This window comes from Blastopirellula marina (genome assembly GCF_002967765.1).
Lineage (GTDB): Bacteria > Planctomycetota > Planctomycetia > Pirellulales > Pirellulaceae > Bremerella > Bremerella marina_A.
Map to the genome: position 1 here is coordinate 310,812 of NZ_PUHY01000016.1, position 22,252 is coordinate 333,063.

General features: G+C 54.3%; 14 protein-coding genes. 7 read left to right on the top strand and 7 right to left on the bottom strand.

What is annotated here, in order from left to right:
- Positions 1–213 precede the first annotated feature (213 nt).
- The 4 genes from C5Y83_RS28975 to C5Y83_RS28990 all read left to right on the top strand — a co-directional run bounded on the left by C5Y83_RS28975 (position 214) and on the right by C5Y83_RS28990 (position 6,148).
- Entirely contained in the window at positions 214–1,401 is a 1,188-nt protein-coding gene (locus C5Y83_RS28975) for a glycine C-acetyltransferase (RefSeq protein WP_105333302.1), read from the top strand.
- 225 nt (positions 1,402–1,626) lie between these two features.
- Positions 1,627–2,934, top strand: a complete 1,308-nt coding sequence (locus C5Y83_RS28980) for a homoserine dehydrogenase (RefSeq protein WP_105333303.1) — start codon at positions 1,627–1,629, stop codon at positions 2,932–2,934.
- Between the two features lie 157 nt (positions 2,935–3,091).
- Positions 3,092–4,294, top strand: coding sequence for a cofactor-independent phosphoglycerate mutase (locus tag C5Y83_RS28985; protein ID WP_105333304.1), 1,203 nt, complete (start codon positions 3,092–3,094; stop codon positions 4,292–4,294).
- Positions 4,295–4,366: 72 nt separating this feature from the next.
- Complete coding sequence (locus C5Y83_RS28990; RefSeq protein ID WP_105333305.1) at positions 4,367–6,148, top strand: aspartate kinase; 1,782 nt, start codon at positions 4,367–4,369, stop codon at positions 6,146–6,148.
- Between the two features lie 87 nt (positions 6,149–6,235).
- On the opposite strand, the gene C5Y83_RS28995 is transcribed toward C5Y83_RS28990, so the two are convergent.
- From C5Y83_RS28995 to truB, 7 genes are all read right to left on the bottom strand, one after another.
- The gene (locus C5Y83_RS28995; protein WP_105333306.1) at positions 6,236–6,670 is read right to left on the bottom strand and encodes a carboxypeptidase regulatory-like domain-containing protein; all 435 of its coding nucleotides are present in this window, start codon (positions 6,668–6,670) and stop codon (positions 6,236–6,238) included.
- A gap of 156 nt (positions 6,671–6,826) precedes the next feature.
- Positions 6,827–7,756 carry a DUF1559 domain-containing protein gene (locus tag C5Y83_RS29000; RefSeq protein WP_105333307.1) on the bottom strand — a complete coding sequence of 310 codons (930 nt, stop codon included), beginning with the start codon at positions 7,754–7,756 and terminating at the stop codon, positions 6,827–6,829.
- A gap of 402 nt (positions 7,757–8,158) precedes the next feature.
- On the bottom strand, positions 8,159–8,560 hold the full coding sequence (locus tag C5Y83_RS29005) for a bifunctional nuclease family protein (protein WP_105333308.1): 402 nt from the start codon (positions 8,558–8,560) through the stop codon (positions 8,159–8,161).
- Positions 8,561–8,745: 185 nt separating this feature from the next.
- Positions 8,746–11,904: a valine--tRNA ligase gene (locus tag C5Y83_RS29010; RefSeq protein ID WP_105333309.1), complete on the bottom strand. Its 3,159-nt coding sequence runs from the start codon at positions 11,902–11,904 to the stop codon at positions 8,746–8,748.
- A gap of 132 nt (positions 11,905–12,036) precedes the next feature.
- Complete coding sequence (gene cimA, locus C5Y83_RS29015) at positions 12,037–13,659, bottom strand: citramalate synthase (protein ID WP_105333310.1); 1,623 nt, start codon at positions 13,657–13,659, stop codon at positions 12,037–12,039.
- A 479-nt stretch (positions 13,660–14,138) separates the two neighbouring features.
- Positions 14,139–16,970 carry a DNA translocase FtsK gene (locus C5Y83_RS29020; RefSeq protein ID WP_105333311.1) on the bottom strand — a complete coding sequence of 944 codons (2,832 nt, stop codon included), beginning with the start codon at positions 16,968–16,970 and terminating at the stop codon, positions 14,139–14,141.
- A gap of 180 nt (positions 16,971–17,150) precedes the next feature.
- Positions 17,151–18,026 (bottom strand): tRNA pseudouridine(55) synthase TruB, encoded by an 876-nt coding sequence (truB, locus tag C5Y83_RS29025; RefSeq protein ID WP_105333312.1) that lies wholly within the window; start codon positions 18,024–18,026, stop codon positions 17,151–17,153.
- 199 nt (positions 18,027–18,225) lie between these two features.
- Here truB and C5Y83_RS29030 point away from each other — a divergent pair, with 199 nt between their 5' ends.
- The 3 genes from C5Y83_RS29030 (at position 18,226) to C5Y83_RS29040 (ending at position 21,261) form a co-directional block, all read left to right on the top strand.
- Positions 18,226–18,735 carry a SecDF P1 head subdomain-containing protein gene (locus tag C5Y83_RS29030; protein ID WP_105333313.1) on the top strand — a complete coding sequence of 170 codons (510 nt, stop codon included), beginning with the start codon at positions 18,226–18,228 and terminating at the stop codon, positions 18,733–18,735.
- A 785-nt stretch (positions 18,736–19,520) separates the two neighbouring features.
- Entirely contained in the window at positions 19,521–20,183 is a 663-nt protein-coding gene (locus C5Y83_RS29035) for a hypothetical protein (RefSeq protein ID WP_105333314.1), read from the top strand.
- Positions 20,184–20,571: 388 nt separating this feature from the next.
- Positions 20,572–21,261 (top strand): tetratricopeptide repeat protein, encoded by a 690-nt coding sequence (locus tag C5Y83_RS29040; protein WP_105333315.1) that lies wholly within the window; start codon positions 20,572–20,574, stop codon positions 21,259–21,261.
- Positions 21,262–22,252: the final 991 nt, after the last annotated feature.

The following is a 22,252-nucleotide window of genomic DNA, read 5'->3' on the forward strand; positions in this document are numbered from 1 at the left end:
TCTCCAACCAATCTTGTCCCCTCGCCCCTGAGGGGAGAGGGTTAGGCTAAGGGCCAATCAACAAGCGTTGCATTATCCTAGAAAACGTACAAACGACAACGCATTGGTAGCCCCCAACATCACAGTAACAACATCGGTATAGCTTCTCCCCTCACCCTAGCCCTGTCCCCGGAGGGGCGAAGGGACCGGAAGGGGAAATAAGGTGACAGAGCCATGTGGAATTCGGAAACCCAATCGCAGTACACCAGCATCCTGAACGATATCAAGGAAGCGGGTCTCTATAAAAACGAGCGGACCATCCTGTCGCCGCAGAAGTCGAAGATCGACCTGCCGCAACAGACCGAAGTCCTCAACATGTGCGCCAACAATTATCTCGGGCTGTCCGATCATCCCGAAATCATCGCGGCTGCGAAGGAAGGTCTCGATCGCTGGGGTTATGGGCTTTCGTCCGTTCGCTTCATTTGCGGCACCCAAGCCGCGCACGAGCAACTGGAAGACGAAATCAGCAAGTTCCTCGGAATGGAGGACACCATCCTCTACTCTTCCTGCTTCGATGCGAACGGTGGGTTGTTCGAAACGATTCTTGGCCCGGAAGACGCGATCCTTTCTGACGAGTTGAACCACGCCAGCATCATCGACGGCGTTCGACTCTGCAAGGCGAAGCGTTTCCGGTACAAGAACAACGACATGTCCGATCTGGAAGAAAAGCTGAAGGAAGCGAAGGATGCCCGCGTGCGTCTGATCGCCACCGACGGTGTTTTCAGCATGGACGGATATATCTGCAACTTGCCTGACCTGTGCGACCTGGCTGACAAATACAATGCGATGGTCATGGTCGACGACTCACACGCCGTCGGCTTCATGGGAAAAACGGGGCGTGGCACGCACGAACATCACGAAGTTATCGAGCGAATCGACATCATTACTGGTACGCTCGGCAAGGCCCTGGGTGGTGCCTCAGGCGGTTACACCAGTGGCCGTAAAGAAATCGTCGATCTGCTGCGTCAACGCTCGCGACCTTACTTATTCTCCAACACGTTGGCCCCGCCCATTGTTTCCGGCTCGCTAAAAGCGTTGGAGCTGATTCAGGGTTCCACCGCCCTGCGTGATAAGCTGGAAACGAACACCAAGTTCTTCCGGGAAGAGATCGCGAAGTTGGGACTCGATGTGCTACCTGGAGAACACCCAATCGTGCCGGTGATGTTTTACGACGCCAAAGTCGCCGCCGATTTCTCAGAACGTTTGCTGAAGCGTGGTATCTACGTGATTGGGTTCTCCTACCCGGTCGTTCCGCAAGGCAAAGCTCGCATCCGAACCCAGGTCTCGGCCGGGCACTCGATCGAAGAGCTGAAATTCGCCGTCGAACAGTTCGCGGCCGTAAAGCAGGAGCTCGGTCTGTAAGCGAACGAGCTTTGCTCGATTGGACCGCTTGATCGAATCTAGTAACAATGGATAACGGGCCCACCCGACGGTGGGCCTTCGCCCAAGTGTGCAAAATTGCGTGGCGCATGGCCGAACCTCTTCCTGGGCAAAGACTTTAGCCCAGTTGACGGTTCGCCCCGCGGCAACCTAGGATGATCCCTTTGACCACCAATTTCGTTCATCCATCTACCGTTCTTCGCAACCATGCACAAAACGAAGGTCGCCATCGTCGGCTTGGGAACTGTCGGAGCTGGCGTTGCCAAAATCCTGCTCGATCACGGCGACCGTACTGCACGTAACGCAGGGACTACTCTATGGTTAGAGAAAGCCGTCGTCCGCGATTTGAGTCGCCCACGGGACTGTGAACTACCTGACGGCGTGCTCACGGACGACCTGTCAGAAGTGACGAAGAACCCAGAGATCAAGGTGGTCGCCCAATTGATCGGGGGCCTTGAACCCGCCCGCACGATCATGCTCGAGTTGCTAGAAAGTGGCAAAGATATTGTCACGGCCAATAAAGCACTCATTGCTACCCATGGTGCCGAGCTTTTCGCTCGCGCTCGCGAACTGGGACGCAGCATCGCGTTCGACGCGGCGGTGGCTGGTGGTATTCCGATCATCACCAACCTCAGCCAATGCCTCACCGCGAACCGTATCAGTTCGCTCAGCGGGATTCTAAACGGTACGTCCAACTTCATTGCTTCGGCGATGGAAGAGCAAGATTCCAGTTACAAATGGGCCGTGAAGGAAGCACAGCGACTGGGCTATGCCGAAGCTGATCCGACCATGGACGTCGACGGTACCGATGCCGCCCAAAAGCTGGCAATCCTGGCTCACATTGCGTTCGGCGTAAAAATCGACTGGAAGAGCATCCCGCGGGAAGGGATCGACAAGCTGCAAGCGGTTGATATCCGTTTCGCAAAAGAACTTGGCTATCGAATCAAGTTACTGGCCTCGGCGCAATTGAGCGATGCTGGTCTCGAACTGCACGTCTCGCCTTCGCTGATTCGAGAAGGGCGACCGCTGGCGGAAGTTCGCGGACCTTTCAATGCGATCAGTGTCGAAGGGGATCAAGTCGGCCCTCTCTTCTATTACGGACAGGGGGCCGGTCAGAAGCCAACAGCTTCGGCGGTTGCGGCAGACATGATTGATATGGCGGTGGGTCGCACTGCCCTCACCTTCCGCACGCTTAAGCTGTTCACCGAGAACCACAGCGACGTCGAAATGTGTTCGCCTGATCAGATTCAGGGACGACACTATTTCCGCTTCAGTGTCGAAGACCGCCCGGGTGTACTGGCCGATATCACGCGCGTTTTGGGCGATCAAGGAATCTCGATTGCCTCGGTCATTCAACACGAGCCAGAGCATGCCGACGGCGACACTCGCTCGTTCGTGCCGCTGGTGATCATGACGCACACCGCCACCCAAGGTCAGGCTGGTCGCGCCTTGGAGAAGATCAGCAAGATGGACTCGGTCAAATCAGGCGCCCGAAAGATGCTGGTTCAGGACTGAGAGATCCTGCAACGCATGGAGTCGAAGGCGTTTCACCCCTTCGACGAAGCAAGCCGCTTGGTAAGCCAAACTGCCTGAGCGGACGAACATTTCAATCAAACGCTCAGTCAACAAGAAGTACCCAAACGTCGGTACGAAACAAGGAGATTCGGGAAATATGAAGTACGCGATTGTCATTCCCGACGGCTGCGCCGACGAACCGCAAGAGTCGCTCGGTGGTAAGACTCCCCTGCAAGCAGCCAATGTGCCGAACATGGACGCGATCGCCAAAGCGGGTGTCGTCGGTCGTGCGGACAACGTGCCAGCTCACCTACCGGCTGGCAGCGACGTGGCCAACCTGAGCCTATTGGGTTACAGCCCGCTAGAATACTTCACGGGTCGGGCTCCCTTAGAGGCGGCCGCCCAAGGAATTCAGCTTGGACCGGACGACTGGGCTATTCGTTGCAACCTGGTGACGATACAAGATCAAATCATGAAGAGCTTTACCGCGGGACAAATCTCTTCGGATGAGGCAAAAGCCCTCTTAGAAACTGCCCAAGCCGAACTGGGCGGAGAAGGCATCGAGTTCCATCCTGGTGTCAGCTACCGCAATTTGTTGGTCTATCGTGGTCAGCCTGGCTCGGCGCCATTCAGCATGGAAACGCGTACGACGCCTCCGCACGACTTAAGCGACAAGTCGGTCGCTGATAGCTACCCGCGAGGCCTCGGCAGCGGCTGGCTCTCGGAAATGATGAGCCGCAGTGTTGAGCTATTCGCGAATCATCCGGTTAACGTGAAGCGAGTCAGCGAAGGGAAGCCACCGGCGACCAACGTCTGGCTTTGGGGCCTTGGCAAACAACCGGCCCTGACTCCGTTCGCTGACTTGTACGGCAAGACTGGTAAGATGATTACTGCCGTCGATCTGTTACGCGGCTTAGCTGCCCTGATTGGTTGGGACCGAATCGAAGTGCCTGGAGCGACCGGCTACCTTGATACGGATTACGCCGCCAAGGGGCAGTACGCGATCGACGCGCTAGACTCTACCGATGTCATCTGCGTGCATGTCGAAGCAACCGACGAAGCTTCGCATGAAGGCGACATCCCGGAGAAAATTAAGGCGCTCGAAGCAATCGACGAGAAAATCGTCGGTCCGCTGCACGCAGCCCTCAAGAAACATGGCGAGTATCGGATCATCGTCCTTCCGGACCATCCGACATTCTGCCGTACCAAAACGCATAGTCACGGCTTCGTGCCGCTTGCCCTATGTGGCAGCGATGTGGAAGCTGATGCGTTTGACACATTTGATGAACTGAATGCCGACGCCTCGTCGCTAAGCTTCGACGAGGGATGGAAGATGATGCCCTACTTCCTCGGCGTTTAGTCTTGCGGCCGGAGTGGTTGCTTCGGTCGGCCTCATTGCCAAGTGCTAATTTTTTACGGATTATTTAATCCCATGTCACTAATTGTTCAGAAGTTCGGGGGAACGAGTGTAGCCGATTGCGAGAAAATCGTCTCTGCCGCGCGAAAAGCGATTCGCGCTCAGCGAGAAGGCCATCAAGTTGTGATGGTCGTCAGTGCGATGGGCAAAAACACAGACGTGTTAGTCGACCTGGCTCAACAAGTCAGCGATAGTCCACCCGCGCGTGAAATGGACATGTTGCTGTCCACCGGCGAACAAGTCAGCGTGGCCCTGATGGCGATGGCGATCGATGCCCTCGGTTCGAAGGCGGTCAGCCTCACCGGCGCCCAAATCGGCATTCGCACCGACAGTACCCACACCAAAGCGCGTATTCGCTCGATCGAGACTTCCCGTGTGAAACAGTTGCTTGATGCCGGCAACATTGTCATCGCAGCCGGTTTCCAGGGGATCGACGAGAACCTCAACATCACGACCCTCGGCCGAGGCGGCAGCGATACAACCGCCGTCGCCCTGGCTGCCGTGTTGGATGCCGATACCTGCGAAATCTACACCGACGTCGATGGCGTCTACACAACCGACCCGCGCGTGTTGCCAGAAGCCCGTCGTGTCCCGCAAATCGCTTATGACGAAATGCTGGAACTTGCCAGCCTAGGTGCCGGCGTGATGCACAGTCGCTCGATCGAGTTCGCCAAAAAGTTTGGTGTACCGATCCATGTCCGAAGCAGCTTTACCGACATCCCAGGCACGCTCATCGTACAAGATCCGGAGTCGCGTACTCGGTCGGTAAGCGGTGCGGCGATCACCAAGAAGGAAGCTCGCATCACCCTGGCAGGCGTTCCCGACGAGCCGGGCATCTCACTGGAGCTGTTCCGCCGAATTGCCGCCAAAGCAATCTCGGTTGACATGATCGTGCAGAACATCAGCTCTGACGGTAAAGCGAATATCTCGTTCACGGTGCCGCAGGAAGAGCTGAAGGTCACGCTTGATGCCGTCAAACAAGCCACCGAATTGCTGCAGCCAGAAGATATCACATACGACGATCATGTCTCGAAGGTTTCGGTCGTCGGCTTAGGCATGGCCACCATCCCTGGCGTGGCCGAGAAGATGTTCCGTGTCTTGTCAGACGAAGGAATCAACATCCAAGCGATTTCGACCTCTGAAATCAAGATCTCCGTGTTGGTGAGTCGCTCCGACGCCCAGCGTGCCCTGCAAGCGGTTCACAATGGTTTCCAACTCGACGTCACGCCGGAAGACTCGCCGGCGGAAGTCAGCGATGTCCGCGTGCGGGATGTCACCGATCCAGCCGTTGTGGTCCAGCGTCTGCGCGAGATGGAAGACTTGGCGATCGACGATATCGAACTGGATCGTAGTCAGTCGCTTCTGGCCGTTCGTCGCGTGCCGGATCACCCTGGTATTGCCGCCAAAATTTTCGACGCTGTCGCCGCCAAGGGCATTAACATCGACGTCATCATTCAGAACGTCGGTCGCGATGATTGCGCGAACGTCAGCTTTACTTGCCCAGTTGCCGACTACGAGAAAGCGTTTGCGGCGTTAGAGGAAGTGGTCAAGGAGATGGGCAACGGCGAAGTCCAAGGAAACCGTGAAGCGGCCAAGCTAAGCGTCAGCGGAATCGGACTTCGTAGCCACACTGGCGTAGGTGTGCGAATGTTCAAAGCCCTCAGCGATGCTGGCATCAACGTCGATTTGATCAGTACCTCGGAAGTGCGCGTGAACGTGATCGTCGACGAACATGAAGGCGAGCCTGGCTTGAAGGTTCTCAAGGAGGCATTCGCCGATGTCTTAGCCGACTCGTGAATGCGTCGGCCGGTTCAAAAAGCCTAAGAAAGAAAAGGCCATCTACGGATGGCCTTTTTTTGTGGGTATCGCCGATCCGTATCGTACTTATCGCTTCCGTTTCGTAGTGAGATCGAAGTTGGCCGTCTCGGTGCCACTGGAAGGAACGTCGAAGGTTAGCTCCGAGTCAAAGCCCCGATACCGAGAAGGCACTTTGTCAGTTGTTAACGCGTCGCCAGCTTGTTCCTCGGCAACGCTGACTTGAACACGATGCGAACCGACCGAAGCCCCTTCACCATCGGTCTCGATCAACTTCAGGGAATAATGGCCCTGGGCGTCGGTCTTACCGTACGAACCCATTCCACTGACGGTCAATTCCCCTTCCGACGCAATCGGTTGAAAACTAACGGCTGCTCCTTCCAAAGGAGCGCCATCCAGAGTGATTGTTCCGGTTACCGGCGCGATATTTCCTTGGGATCCACATCCCAGGGCGCCGACGGCCAAGAGACCGATTATGCTCAATGCCATACCAAACGAGCGCATCGTCCACGTTGCTCCTAGTTCCAGATGAAAAGATGAGAAGTCTCGGTAAGCGGTCGGAGCCACAAGTTGTTGAGATTGGACCAGTCGCAAACTGCGTCGCTGCCCACGTCCAATCTCAACAAAACCTGCACGCTCCTGGTTTGACTACAAGATCGATCAAGGAAGTGTCGTTGCCTCGCTTCCGGCGATCGTGGCACCGTTCACCCAGACCTGCATATCAATCGTCAGTGGAACCAACTTCACGGAACCGTCGGCCAACAGGAAATCCAAGTTGCCGCCAGCATGGAAGCTACCCCAACCTCGCTTACAGGAGTTCGATCCACCGGATCCACCGATGGCGACGCACTTGTTGTAATCGCTGATCAATGTACGAGGCTGATCATGGGCATCGGAAGAATTGTACGACGTGTAGCTGTAGGCCCAGAACGTACCACGGCGGGTTTCCGTTCGCGTGCTCATTTCACCAATCACGAGCGTGTTGGAAGTTCCATCGACGACACTGGCCATCCGTTCGGTATCGAGCCCAAGCGTCCCCACCGCATGTAGTAGACCTTTCCACTGTTTCGGCAAAGACGATGCCTGATTATTGTCCCACCAGCCAGAGCCATCGCTCCGACCGCCCATGCAGCGATAGGAACCGTGTGCGTAAGCCAAACCACTACCCGGACCGCTACCGGGCTTCTCGAGCTTGCCAGCCTCGGGATCAGAGGGACACATATAGATATCGACCTGAGACTCTCGCACGAACTGATTGGGAGCGTCTTCGTTGTAGACACTGTTGTTGTAGCGATCGGCCAGATTGCCTTGCTCGATGAACGGCAGAATCATGATCGCCCAGTTCGAACGACTCTTCGTTCCACAACAATTTCCTTCGGTAATCTTCCCAGGCGGAAACACGCCGTACGTGTCATGATAGTTGTGCAACCCGAGTCCCATCTGGCGGAGATTACTGGTGCATTGCATCCTTCGGGCAGCTTCGCGAGCCTGTTGAACGGCGGGTAGAAGCAAAGCGATCAGTACGCCGATGATCGCGATGACGACAAGCAGTTCTACAAGGGTAAAACCGCGGTTGATTCGCACAGCCATAGACAAGTCCCTTTTTTGCGAAAAGATGAGATTTTTACAGGACAGGGGCTTAATCTAGGGGTTCGCATAGAACCCGTCAACCTTTTTGTCGAACAGAATGTCATCCAAATTGAGAATTTTGGCGCATCAGGCCTTCATCAGATCGCCTCACAGGAATACATTGCACCACTAAGATGGAATTAAGAGAAGCAAGGGGTGAAAACCAGGAGAGTCACAATTCCACAAGAGGGGGAATCTTTTTTAGACCAAGCCGTACGAGCCTATTTTGAGGCAGGTGGTCAATTTGCGGTCAGACCGCAATCTCAGCATGCCCTCTTAGGGGGACTGCGATCAATTCATTCCTGACGTCCAACCTAACTATACCGGACGCGAAAAGTTCGATCAGGCACTCCGAAGATTGGATTAAACTTCCGACTCTTCGAGTACATGCTCTTCGACGTAGATAGGCAGGTGAGGCTGGCTAGTGACAGCTACTGCGATCGCATCGGACGGACGAGCGTCGACCGAGATCAATTCACCATCAACCTTTACCCGCAGATTAGCGAAGTAGGTTCCCTCTTTCAGATCGTTGATGATGACGCTATCGAGCTCTCCCCCTAATCGCTCGACAATGCTTACGATTAAATCGTGGGTCAGTGGGCGAGGCGGGATGAACTCTTTCACACGACGATGAATGCTGGTCGCCTCGAAGATACCAATCATGATCGGGAACTGACGGTCCCCGTCCACTTCCTTCAAATAAATAACCTGCTGGTCGTTGATCTCGCTGATAATGATCCGCGAGAGTTCCATCTGGATCGGCATAGGAGGTGCAGCTTTCCGCAGGGATTCTCGATGAACGAGCATACCTTCTCGGTCGTCACGCAGCCGTCTGGGCATTATGCATCAGCTCATACGAGCTTGCCACGACGAACGTGATGACCGAGAAACGTTCTCATTCGATTATATCTCGGGGAATTTTATCTGGGAACAGTCCCACCCCGGGGGACTTACTTTGCAGCCGACTCCCGTAAGCGAGCGAGTGCGGATATGACGCGCTCGAGTTCCTGGCGAGCTTGCTCCAGACTCTCCCGCTCTTTCGCCACGATATCGGCGGGGGCACGGCTGACGAAGCTGTCGTTGCTCAGCTTCTTCTCCTTGGTTGTCACCAGTTGGACGAGCTTCGATTTCAGCTTTTCATTTCGCTCAATCTCCGCTTCGACATCGATGAAGTCCTTGAGGTCGACAAAAATCTCCATGTCGCCCGCGGTGATCGTGGCGTTGGTTTCGGGAACCTCCACCGCGTTTCCTAAGCCACAGCTACGAGCATTGTTCATCGACAGGAAGTAAGGAGACATCGTGCCTAGCAGCTTGGCCTTGGCGTCGTCGCAGCGAATGACGAACTCCATCGTGTCTTTAGGACCAATGTTTTGCCGGCTACGAATTTCACGCAAACTGCCCAGGGTTTCCTGGAAGACCGAGAACTGTGTCTCGATCGTACCATCTTCCCACTTGGCAGCGATCTCTGGCCAAGAGCTTTCCATGATGCTTTCGGTCGCTTCGGTGACCTGCTCTAAACCACGCATCGGTGCAATCTTGCCGAGGGTCTGCCAGATCTCTTCGGTGATGAATGGAATGATCGGATGCAGCAGTCGCAGCATGCTATCGAGTACGTAAGTGATCACGCGCTGCGCCGTTGGACGCTGCTTCTCATCTTGGAAACGCTCTTTCAAGATTTCCACGTAGAAGTTGCAGAACTCGTCCCAAGCGAAATCATACGTAGCCCGCGCCGCGTCGGCATAGCCGTAGTTTTCGTAGCAACGTTCCACTTCCTTGGTCACGGTATGCAGCCGCGATAGAATCCAACGATCTTCCAGCTGAAGTTCGTCGTCCGAGACGGTACCTGGTGTGTAACCTTCCAGGTTCATCATCGTGAAGCGAGCTGCATTCCATAGCTTGTTGCAGAAGTTCCGTCCCAGCTCAAACCGTTCGCTCACGACAGAGCCGCGAGGCAACGCCTTGTCTTCTTCACTTTCCGCCCATTGGGTACTGAACGCTTTACCACACTTCTTGCATTCGATGCGCGGCTGTTGGCGATTCTTCTTTGTCTGATCGAGCAACGCGTTGCAATGCGGGCACTCGAACTGCACCGGCATGCGCACGTCTTGCGTTTCGGTGGTCAGATAGGCCAATCCGAAGCGTAACGAGTCGGCGCCGAAACGATCGATCACATCAAGTGGGTCGACACCGTTCCCCTTCGACTTGCTCATTCGTTCGCCAAGGCCATCTAAGATGGTCGGGTGAATGAAGACTTCGCGGAACGGAATCTCACCCATGTTGTTGATACCGGCCAGCACCATGCGAGCCACCCACAACGTAATGATGTCGCGGCTGGTAATCAGCGTACTGGTGGGATAGTAATATTCGAGCTCGGGAGTGTGCTCTGGCCAACCGAGTGTCGAATGCGGCCACAGAGCCGAGCTGAACCAGGTATCAAGCACATCTTCTTCGCGGACGAAGCCCATCGCTTCGTACTTGGCAGCCAACGTGTCGTCTTCGTCGGCGATGCACACATGCACCTGGCTGTACGGCATCGCGGCCCGAGCGGCACCTTGAATCGTCCCAGTCTTCTCAGCAGCTTCCAGTTCGACATCGCGTTCGATCTGGTAGTTCACCTTATGGCTTTGAATATCCGGATCAGCATCCAACTTGGCCACCAGCGCGTCGTGATCTTCCTTGTGGGCACACTCTTGCGACCAGATCGGAATTTGATGTCCCCACCACAATTGGCGACTGACCGGCCAGTCTCGCTTTTCGCTCAGCCAGTCGAGATAGCCGTTGGCGTATCGTTGCGGGAAGATCTTCACGCGGCCATCTTTCACCGCGTCCATCGCGCTTTGGGCGAGGTCGTCCATTTTGACGAACCACTGGTCGGCCAGGTACGGCTCGATCGGTGTCTTACTGCGATCGGAGTACGGCATTTCGATCTTGCGATCTTCCACCTTCTCCATCAGCTGCAATGCTTCCAGATCGCGCACCACCGCTTCGCGAGCTTTCGGAATTGTGAGCCCCACATATTCGCCGGTCACCTCGTTCATGGTGCCGTCAGGATTCAAGATGTTGATCATCGGCAAGTCTTGCCGACGTCCCACCTCGTAGTCGTTCGGATCGTGAGCCGGCGTGATTTTCACGCAGCCAGAGCCGAGTTCCGGCTTCGCCCATTGATCGGCCACGAGCGGAATTTCGCGATCGACCAGCGGCAGCATCAGTTTGCGACCATCGAGGGCCATGTCGCGTAGCTGAATCAATTGCGGGAGCATCGTCTCGCGACGTTCCGCAATTTGATCGAGCTGTTCCTGGATCGCCGGCTTGTCTTTGCCAGCGGCTTCTTTCAGTTTTTCTTTCAATTCCGCTTCGATCGTGTTGAGCGCCTTCTCCGGATTCGGATGGACGGCCACAGCGGTATCGCCAAGCATTGTTTCAGGACGAGTCGTCGCGATCGTCACGTACTTGGGTTCACCCGGCTTGGGATCGATCACCGGGTATTTGAAGTGCCAGAAATGACCATCGGTCGTTTCGTCGAACACTTCGTCGTCGCTCACAGCCGTTTGCAGGAACGTATCCCAGTTGACCAGACGTTTGCCTTTGTAGATCCACTGCTTGGCAAACAAGTCGAAGAAGGTTCGTCGCACCGCGCGGGCACAGCGTTCGTCTAACGTGAAACGCGTTCGCTCCCAGTCGCAGCTGCTTCCTAGACGCTTCAGCTGACCAAGAATGCGGGCCTCGTACTGATCTTTCCAATCCCAGATACGGCGGACCAGTTCTTCGCGGCCCAGGTCGTGCCGGCTCTTCTTCTCCTGCTCGAAGATGCGACGCTCGACCACCGCCTGTGTGGCGATACCGGCATGGTCGGTACCAGGAATCCAGAGGGTGTTGAAACCTTTCATCCGCTTGTAACGGATCAACACGTCTTGCAATGTGTTGTTGAGCGCGTGCCCCAGATGCAACGCCCCGGTCACATTGGGTGGGGGAATCACAATCGTGAAGGGTTTGCGATTAGGATCGGGCTCGCTATGGAAGAAACGCTTCGATTCCCAATACTCGTAGATTTTGGGCGAGATCGAGAAATCAAAACGATTTGGAATGTCCTGAGCGGAAAACGCCACCAGTATGACTCGCTATGAACGAATGATTGTTAGTGTTTCAGTAGCTTGTCTCCTCGCCCCACTTGCCGGGGAAAGGAAACGGAAGTGTTTCGATGGACCGATCTCTCGAGCTCCATCGACATTTATGTTGCCAGACTAGTTTGTCGCGGCGACTTCCTTGTTCGTGGAAGCTTTGGCGGCGGACTCGTCTTTATGTAGTTTGTATTCCACGGCGTCGACCAGGGCATTCCAGCTGGCCTGAATGATGTTCTCACTCACGCCGATTGTCCCCCACACGTCGTGCTCGTCGCTGCATTCGATCTGAACGCGAGTGCGAGCGGCGGTACCTGCTTCGCTGTTCACCACGCGTACCTTGTAATCGACTAGCTTCATACGTTTCAGGTTCGGAAAAGCGACGTCGAGCGCTTTACGCAGGGCGGCACTCAATGCATCGATCGGGCCGTCCCCTTCGCCCACTTCATGTTTTTGGCTGCCGTTGACGTTCAGCTTGATCGTTGCCTCGGTGGTCAACTCCATGTCTTGTCGATCGACGAAGTCTTCGATCTCGACGTGGTACTTGAGCGTCTCGAAGTGCGAGGTAAACGTTCCCAGTATTTTGCGTACCAAAAGCTCGAACGACGCTTCGGCTGCCTCGAACTGAAAGCCTTTGTTTTCCAGTTCGACCACGCGGGCGAGGATCTTATCCATCACTTCGCGATCTTGCTCGATATTCATCTTGGTGGTGAGAGCCATGATGTTCGAGCGACCGGAGAGTTCGCTGACTAGCACGCGACGTTCGTTGCCAACCAACTCGGGCGAAATATGTTCGTAGCTGGAAGCAGCTCGATTCACCGCGTGTACGTGCATTCCCCCTTTGTGAGCGAACGCACTTTGTCCGACGAATGCCTGATTGTTGCGGCGATTGACGTTGGCCGTGTCGTAAACAAATCGGGACAACTCGGTCAGGTGATCGAGCCCATCCCCGCCTAGCACTTCGTAACCTTTTTTCTTTAATGCAAGGTTCGCCACGCACGAAATCAGATCGGCGTTACCGCAGCGTTCGCCAAAGCCATTAATGGTTCCTTGGATCTGCAACGCGCCCGCATCGACAGCCGCCAAGGCATTGGCCACGGCAAGTTCGCCGTCGTTGTGGGTATGGATGCCGACTGGCACGTTGTATTCCGACAAAGCATCGATTGCGGCTTTCACCAACTCGGCGACTTCTTCCGGAAGACTGCCCCCGTTGGTATCACACAGCACGACCATCCTGGCGCCAGCTTTGGCGGCAGCTTGTATGGTTTGAGCGGCGTAGTCAGGGTTGGCCTTCCAGCCGTCAAAGAAGTGCTCGGCGTCATAGATCGCTTCCCGTCCTTCTGCGACCATCAGGCCAATCGAATCGGCGATCATCGAAAGGTTTTCTTCCAACGAGACCCGCAGCACATCGGTCACATGGAAGTCGTGCGTCTTACCGACAATCGTCACCACAGGTGCTCCGGAGTTCAGCAGAGCCTGCATGCCGGGATCGTCCTTGGCTTCCATCCCCTTGCGGCGTGTCATACCAAAAGCGCAGACCTTGATCTGCTTCAGGTCGAGCTCTTGCACGCGACGGAAGTACTCGGCGTCTTTCTCGTTAGAAAGAGGGTAGCCCCCTTCAATGAAGTCGACGCCAATTTCGTCCAGACGCTGTGTGATTGCCAGCTTGTCCTGCAAAGAAAAGCTAACGCCTTCCCCTTGGGCTCCATCACGCAGGGTCGTGTCGTAAATTTCAATCTTCTTCATGGGGCGATCCGCTTGGGTGCTACCGTTTGCCGGCCATCAGGCAAGACAAAGGCGGTTCAACAAAAAAGCCCTGAAACCGTTGGGGCGTCAGGGCTTACCTTTGAATCATTCGTGTTCGCAGACCCTACGCCGAAATGGGAGGTACTCCCACAATGTGAATTACGATAGGGTTGACGATGGGCTGAATCATGGTGGGTCCCAGGGGACACATAATGGTCGATTTGAAGACGTAAGTTTAGAAGTGGCAATGAGAACTGTCAAGTTGGGACGCCCTTGAGGCGTGGTTGGACGTTTTCTCCGTTCCGCTTTCGGCCGTTGGTTTTTCAAACTCTTGAATTAGAGACTTCGTAACCCGTTGCCTGGTTCGCCCATTACGTTCCCCTCTCCCCTGAGGGGTGCGGGAATCGGAGCTGCCTGAAATCTGCGGAAGGGTACTCCCATCGCGTCAGCAGGCTTCAACGAACATGGCCAACTGGCATTTAAGCACTTTCCTCTAAGTACTCTTCATCGTCGTCTTCGTATTCCTCTTCTTCCTCGTCCGACTCCTCATACTCTTCTTCTTCGTACTCGGCTTCCTCGTCCTCTTCGTATTCGTACTCTTCGCCGTCGCCGTCTTCCTCTTCGTATTCTTCTTCCTCGTACTCCTCTTCGATCTCTTCGTCGATTTCCTCTTCTTCCTCTTCCTCCTCAGGAATGTGCGGCTTGATCTTGTTCGATCGTTTTGCCTTTGGCGCGGCGGCAACCGGTTCCGGCTCGACTTCCGTCGGGGCGGACTGGCCTGATTTCATCAGTTCCCACTCTTCTGGTGTAATGACCACTTCGCGCGCCTGTGAGCCGTTATAGGGACCAACGATCCCGTCTTCCGCCATGAAATCGATCAGGCGGGCTCCGCGACCATAGCCCACGCCTAATGCCCGCTGCAGGAGCGACACGCTTCCGCGTTGCTCGGCGACAATCACGTCGACGGCTGCTTCGTATAGTTCGTCTCGCTTCTTCATCTTGGCCGGGTCGGCGGTCGCGCCGTCTTCGACCTTCAGTTGGACGAGCTCTTTCACGAAGTCTTGCTCGCCCGTACTGACGAATTCGACGACGCGGTTGATCTCTTCGTCGCTCAGGTACGTACCTTGACCACGCATCAGCGTCGACGTGCCTGGCCAGAGGAATAACATGTCACCATTGCCCAGCAGCTTGTCGGCCCCCATTTCGTCGAGAACCACGCGGCTGTCCGTACGACTGGCGACCTGGAAGGAGATACGTGCTGGTAAGTTGGATTTGATCAAACCGGTAATAACGTCCACGGTCGGCTTCTGCGTGGCGAGAATCAGGTGGATACCGACCGCTCGCGACTTTTGGGCCAATCGAATAATGTGTTGTTCAACTTCCTTACCGGCAGTCATCATCATGTCGGCGATTTCGTCCGCCACGATCACGATGTAGGGCAAGTGCGTCGCGACGTTGTTCCGTTCCCCCTCATCTTCGCAGCCCATGCGATCCCAGATTTCTTCTTCACCAAGTGCGTTGAACGCACTCAAGTGACGCACACCAACCTGGGCAAGCAGTTGGTAACGCTCTTCCATCTTTTCGACGGCCCAAGCCAGGATCGCTTCGGCCTTCTTCATGTCGGTCACCACCGGGTGCATCAAATGCGGCAGTGTGCGGTAGCACGAGAGTTCGACCATTTTCGGGTCGATCATCAGCATGCGAACTTCATCGGGACGGCGCGTCATCAAGATCGAGGTGATTAGCGCGTTCAAACAGACCGACTTACCGGTACCCGTACGACCGGCGATCAGAAGGTGAGGCATCGCTGCGAGGTCGACCGCCAACGAGTTCCCCGAAACGTCCTTACCGAGGAAGATCGGCACCTTCATCTTGTTCATGCGACCGCTGGCTTCTTCCATCACCTCGCGTAAACGCACCATCTGGCGTTCTTCGTTCGGGACTTCGATACCAACGGTGTTCTTGCCGGGGATCGGTGCCACGATACGCACACTGGGCACTCGCAGGGCAATTGCCAGGTCGTCGGCCAGGCCGGTGATTTTCGACAAACGCAGCCCTGCTTCGAGCTCGACTTCGTACTGCGCAATGACCGGGCCCGTTTCGATTTCGACCACTTTCACGTTGAAGCCGAAGTTGAGGAACGTTTTCTCGAGAACTTTCGCCTTCTGGCGGACTTCACGTTCCTGTTCTTCGAACGAGAAGTCGTCGCTCTCGATCAACAGTTCGATCGGCGGCAATTCGTAGTTCTTTGGATTCGATCGGCCATCGGCAGCGCTGTCCAGTTCGCTCATCACCGACTTGCGGTCTTCGTCCTGTTTCTCCTTCTTGCTCTTGCGCGACTTGACCGAAAGAGGTGACGTTTCCTGAGGCTTGTCGACGCGAGTGATCGGAACTTCCTCGTCGATTTCCTCTTCCTCGAGTTCCTCTTCGACTTCTTCGTCGATCTCTTCTTCCTCTTCTGGCTCCTCCTCGTCGACTTCTTCTTCGTCGATTTCCTGTTCGCCGCCTAGGACTTCTTCGCCATCCTCAAACGGAATCTCTTCGTCAACGTCGGTCTTGATCTGGCGACCGCCGATCTTGATGCGAACCCCCTTCTCGTCGACCTCTTCCTCTTCGTATTCGTACTCATCTTCTTCGCCATCTAAACCGAATTCAGCCCGCAGTTTGGCACGCTTCTCTTCGGCCAGGCGTTCGCGACGACTCTTCCAGGCGGCCGCACCGGCCTGAGTCTTTTCCTTCGCCTTCACGAGGCCCCAAACAGTAATGCGGACCAGTTCGTACTCGGTACAAAGCAGCAGCCCGCAAGCGATGACCGTGAGGCAAAGAATCACGCTGCCGGTTGTGGCGAAGTGCTCGCTGAGGAATTGCTGGCCGACCAAACCAAGCTTGCCACCCGAACCGCTGATCGGCCCTGGCGAAGCCCCAGGGACGACGATGGTCACCAGAGTCGTGATGCCAGCTAATGTGGCCAGCCAACCCGCCAGGCGAATCGCAGGCGACGTAATCTCGCGCCGCATGAGAAGGACCACATCGAGCGTGCCGAGGCTAACCACGGCGAAGTAAGCCCCAATCCCCAGCGTTACCAACAGAAAGTCAGCCGCCAACGCGCCGATGCCACCACACAGGTTATGCACGACTTGCGGTTGAGGAAAAACAACTTGATCAGGCTGATAAAAATTTGCCAGCGGAGCAGGAAGTTCTCCGATCGCATCGTCGGCGCGATACGACAACAGCGACAACGCCAGGAAGATTGTCAGCGCGGACAATCCTATGGCGATCAAATCTCGCTGGATACTTCGCTCTTCGAACATGCGATGCTATCAGGAAAACGGGGAGATCGATGGAAGCCAGTCCGAACCCAAAACTCGGAAGCCGGCGCTCCACTGTCCTCCTTCGGCTTTGCTAGCGACAAAGCCACAATGCGTTTTTTTCCCACGCAAACGATTCTCTAGAAGCCATATCCCACAAGCATGGCACCATCGTTACAGCCGCTACAAGTAGTCGTTGGCGAAGTTCCGCACCGATCGCCAACCACCCTCTTTGCCGGGTTGGACCACGGCAAGCAGGTTGCCGGCCGCATCGACCACAGCCGCTTCCCGGGCCTCGGCCACGTCGATCGAAATCAGCTTGCCGTGCACCAGTCGCACGATATCCTCCTGCCCAACGGTTACTTGAGACAGGCCCTGCACGGCTTGCACTGTGGGCAAGAGCGATCGTTCGATCGTCGCGCGATCGAACCCTTCGCATGGATTCACCGCATCTTCCCGCCGAAAATTGCCGATCGCAGTTCGGGCAAGTTCGGCCATGACCGCTTCGGTCCCCAATTGTTGGGCCAAATCGCGCCCGAGCGATCGGACATAGGTTCCACTTCCACACCGGATCTCTAACCAGAGATCGGGATAGTGATAGGCCAGGACTTCGATCGAATAGATTTCGATCTCGCGAGCTGCAAGCTCGACCTTCTTTCCTTGTCGAGCCAGATCGTACGCCCGCTTCCCAGCGATCTTTAAAGCCGAGAAGGCAGGCGGAACTTGCATGATTTTGCCATGCAACAAGGGAAGCGCCGCGTCGATCTGCTCGCGCGATGGCTGGGGCGGATTGATGAGCGTCTCGACGTGCCCTTCGATGTCTTCCGTTTCGCTCTTCTTTCCCAGAATAAACTTCGCGACGTACGTCTTGGGAAGCCGCTGGATGTACTCGATTAGTTTCGTTCCGTGCCCCACAGGGCAAACCAGCACGCCGGTTGCCAAGGGATCGAGTGTGCCCGCATGCCCTGTTTTTACTGGGCGAATCAACCGCTGGACGATGTTCACGATATCGCGTGAGGTCTTGCCGGCTGGCTTGTTGAGATTCAGAATTCCGTGCATGCGACTCTAATTCGTGCGAAACTGTGGGGCGAGGAACAATTATTCCTCGCAATATCCGAAGACAACAAGGGGTCTGAATCAACGTTCGCTTCCGATCGCCGCGTCGCCACTGATAAATCTTGGCCCGCCGCATGAGCCCCTTCAAACTTCGATTGAACTGCTTAAGAACTAACATTGTAGGCATCTTCCTGTGAACTTCATGATTCGTATTGTTTTGATGATTTCGTTTTCACTGTTCGTGATCTCTGGCTGTGGGAAAACGCCTCCCCCACAACCAGTCGCCGTTGCCGTGCCGCCAGGCATGACGGTCGAGATCTACGAACTTGATCCCACGCAAGACCCCAGCAGCCTCACCGCCGTGCATCCCGAGACGGGCAAGCCGATCTTCCTGAAAACGCCCCCGCTGATTGCTACCAGCGATGTCGCGACCATCGCCGAGGTGGTCGAATCGCCCCCGCTTCACTCCGAATCGCCCCCGCTTCACTCCGAATCGGCCACGCTGCAAATCAACCTGAACCCGACCGGCGCCACCAATATGGCCACCGCGACCGCCACACCGAGCGGGCAAGAGCTGGCCATCGTCGTCAATGGCGTGACCGTCGCAGTTGCCCAAGTACGGACACAAATCAGTGATAAAATGGTCATCCAGGGAGGTAACGACACAGGGGAATTCCAGCGTCAAATCGGCATGCTCACCGGCGGCAAATAGCCACTCGCAGCAAGCTTCGCGTTTGACTTCCCTCAAGCATCCCAGCCAGGCGCTTCAAACTTCAAACGCCCTGCGAGCATTTTCTTGAGCACGCCAGAGATAAGCCTGTACAGGCAGCAGGCTTACGGCCGTGAAAAACTTTTTCTTAAGTTTACATCCGCCCACTGGGGCGGAAGCGTTTCACGTTTTCCATGCGATGCTGAGGGAGTGAAGAGAACCACAGATTGCACCGATGGGTGCCTGCAATGCATCACCAGATGACAATTGCTCACTTAGTAATAACGCATGTGTTGGCACGAGTGGCCGTGACACGAACATTCTATCAAGGTGAAGGACATAGTGTTTCGGAATCTAATAACAGATACAACTAAGCGTCGATTGGTCGGCACAGCCATTGCGATATTCGCCGTGTCTGCTGTTGTGCTGTATTATTATCGCTGGAGTAGATTTATGGTGTCAGGACTCTTTGTTTGTGTTGGACGATGAGAAGAGATGGTGAGACACCTATCGGCGGCTATTTGGCCAAGACAAGCTTCCGGACAAACGTGAGAAGGACACAAAGAGTTGACACCTTACTTTGTTCCTGGTGCATTGTTTGACTTCTATAAGGCTCGCTATCCGAGCATGGCAGATGATGCACTTTGCGATATCCTTCGACAAGGGCTTTAACTATGGATATTCGAGAATCCATTCGCATTGAGGGAATGCCTTTTCCTAAGCCATTGCCGGTGCCGTTGGAATTACTCCGGAGAATATTTTCCGAACATGGCCTTTATTTCGAGGACATGGGCAACAAGAGAAGTGTTAAGTTCACTGGTTCGTATGAGCCGACACGCCTGAGTAAGGTTCAGGAAATTGTCGATGATCAGCATTGGGATGTTAAGGTATCACGGACCATATGGCCAGAGTACGACGACAGCGATTACCAGCGAGCTCCGCTGTGGGAGGTATTATTCCCCGATCTTTGGATTGACGAGATTGATTTTTCTTCGACTTGTGGAGAATGTGGACGCAAGCGAATTGTGGTAGACACGAGCGTCCGTGTCTCGGAAGTGAAGTCAAAGAAGCCACTTCACAGTGTCAACGGCCAATTCAAGATTGTCTCTGCGGAAGTAAAAGCCGCAATCGAAGAATCACTTGTCGGAGCGTGTTTTCTTCCGTTTGATCAACAAGAAAGATATTTCTACTTGCAGGCAATGTGTAACCTAGGACCGTTGATCCTACACGATAATGAGGTGGTCGCGCACTCCGGCGAATGTTCCAAGTGCAATCTTCCCAAGTTTACGACATTATTCGGTCCACTTCGATATGGGAAATCACGTTGGTCGGGTGAAGATATCGTGCACGAGTCATTTCACAACTCTTGTCTATTCACTCCGTTAGCGTTCGATTTGCTGCGAACATTTGATCAAGACCTAAGCCGCGTTGGCATCGCTTTATTGGATTAATCATCCCCCTGCATTTTCCCGCTCATCGGAGTATGTTCTTAGTGACAGGAGCTTCACGCTGTGGAGTCGTGACGTGGCGAAGAAATAGTACGCCTGCCTGCGTATGATGGGGCACGCCAGCTTACTTAAAGGCGTTTCCGAAGCTTTATTTTGTGCTTGGCAGCGTGCCGGCTCGTGACCTGCAACCGAAACACTGAACCACTGTAAATGAGAATTTTAAGATTTAAGGTGTCAGGGATTTAAGGTGTCAGGACTCTTTGTTTGTGCTGGACGATGAGAAGAGATGGTGAGACCCCTATCGGCGGCTATTTGGCCAAGACAAGCTTCCGGACAAACGTGAGAAGGACACAAAGAGTCCTGACACCTTTTTTGTTCAAGGATTAGCTACATGCATAAGGATGACACGCTACATCGCTGTGAAGAGCTTGAAGAAGCAGAGCTGTTTGATGATGCATTGGACCTTTTGAACGAAGCAGTTTTGTCCGCTCCTTATGACCCAGACTATTTGATAATGCGAGGCCGACTGCTGTCACTTCGCTTTTCAGACCACGCCGCAGCAATAGCTGACTTACTCGAGGCAAGGCGTTTCACACCTCGGAGCTGTGAACTACATCAACTTCTCAGTTTATCGTACTTAAGTCTCAACGAATTAGATCAGGCACAGGAAAGTGCTGACACTGCTATTGAGATTGACCCAAGTGACTTTATGTCACACATTTGCATGGGGCGTTGCATGATAATGCAACATAGATTTCATGCAGCCAAAAGCAGCTTTGAAGCTGCCGTCACTCTTTCGCCTACTAGTGAATTGGCTCTAAAAGGACTAGGTGAATCGTACTTTTCGATGGATGACTTTGAAAATGCGATTGCGTCCTTTCGACGTGCCTCGGATATCTGCCCCACTACGTTATTGTTTATCGACTTGGCTAGATCGTATTTGAAGCTCGGAAATCCCGAACAAGCAATCTATTACTTGGAGCAAGCGAACAAGTTGCCTTTCGAACACGGGCTAGACTTAGTAATCGCAGGCTATATGAAGAAAGCCCTTTCACTTCGCGAGACACGGTCGTCATCTTAGTAGCTCGCTGGGTCTCTTTAAGGTGTCAGAAAGATTTACGATGTCAGGACTCTTTGTTTGTGCTGGACTATGAGAAGAGATGGCGAGACCCCTATCGGCGGCTTTTTGGCCAAGACAAGCTTCCGGGCAAACGTGAGACGGACACAAAGAGTCCTGACACCTTAAATTTATCCTACAGAGCCTGAGGGACCAATTTTTTCGTGCGAGTGTGTGGTTTTGGTGAAGAAGCTCCCGTTTTGCCTGTGTTTTCGAATATAGTTGCCATAAGCGTTTACACTGTCCATAACTCGAAGCCCATGCAAACAAGACGCTACCGCCAGTACTGATTATACCATAAATAGGCAACTCCAGTCACGGAAAACACTACTGTTGTTATGTATATGCTTCGACTCACTGGGTTCGCATCAACGCTTGCAATACCGAAAAACACAGCACTGACAGAGAAAACAAATGTAGCTGTTAAACAGCAGATTATTGGCAACTTGTTTGGCATATCAAATATCTCTCACGCAATTGCAATGGTCAGTCTCTGCAGGTGCGAGCATAGTCAATCGCCGCTAACGCACAAACCCCTGCAAGAAGTCCAAGGAGAATGGCACCAATGCCCGCTCCAATTAGTACCGCCATCCAAATGGCCATAGCCGAACAAGCAAGCCCGGAGGATTTACGGTGTCAGGATTCTTTGTTTATGTTGGACTATGAAAAGAGATCGCAAGACACCTATCGGCGGCTTTTTGGCCAAGACAAGCTTCCGGGCTGACTGCAGGGCTTGTATGTTTCGGGCGGCGACTGAGAAGCGAGAAGAATCAGGACACCTTAACTCTGCCCAGGTGTTATCATGGCGACAACACAACAGATAGAGAGTAGAGGCTGTTTCAAAACCCTGACGTTATAAGCTTGCGCCAGGTAACGATTTGCGTTACACCTACCATCGAAAGGAGTCCTTCGATGGCTGGTAAACGTGAAGTGCTGCTCACCGACGAGCAGTGGG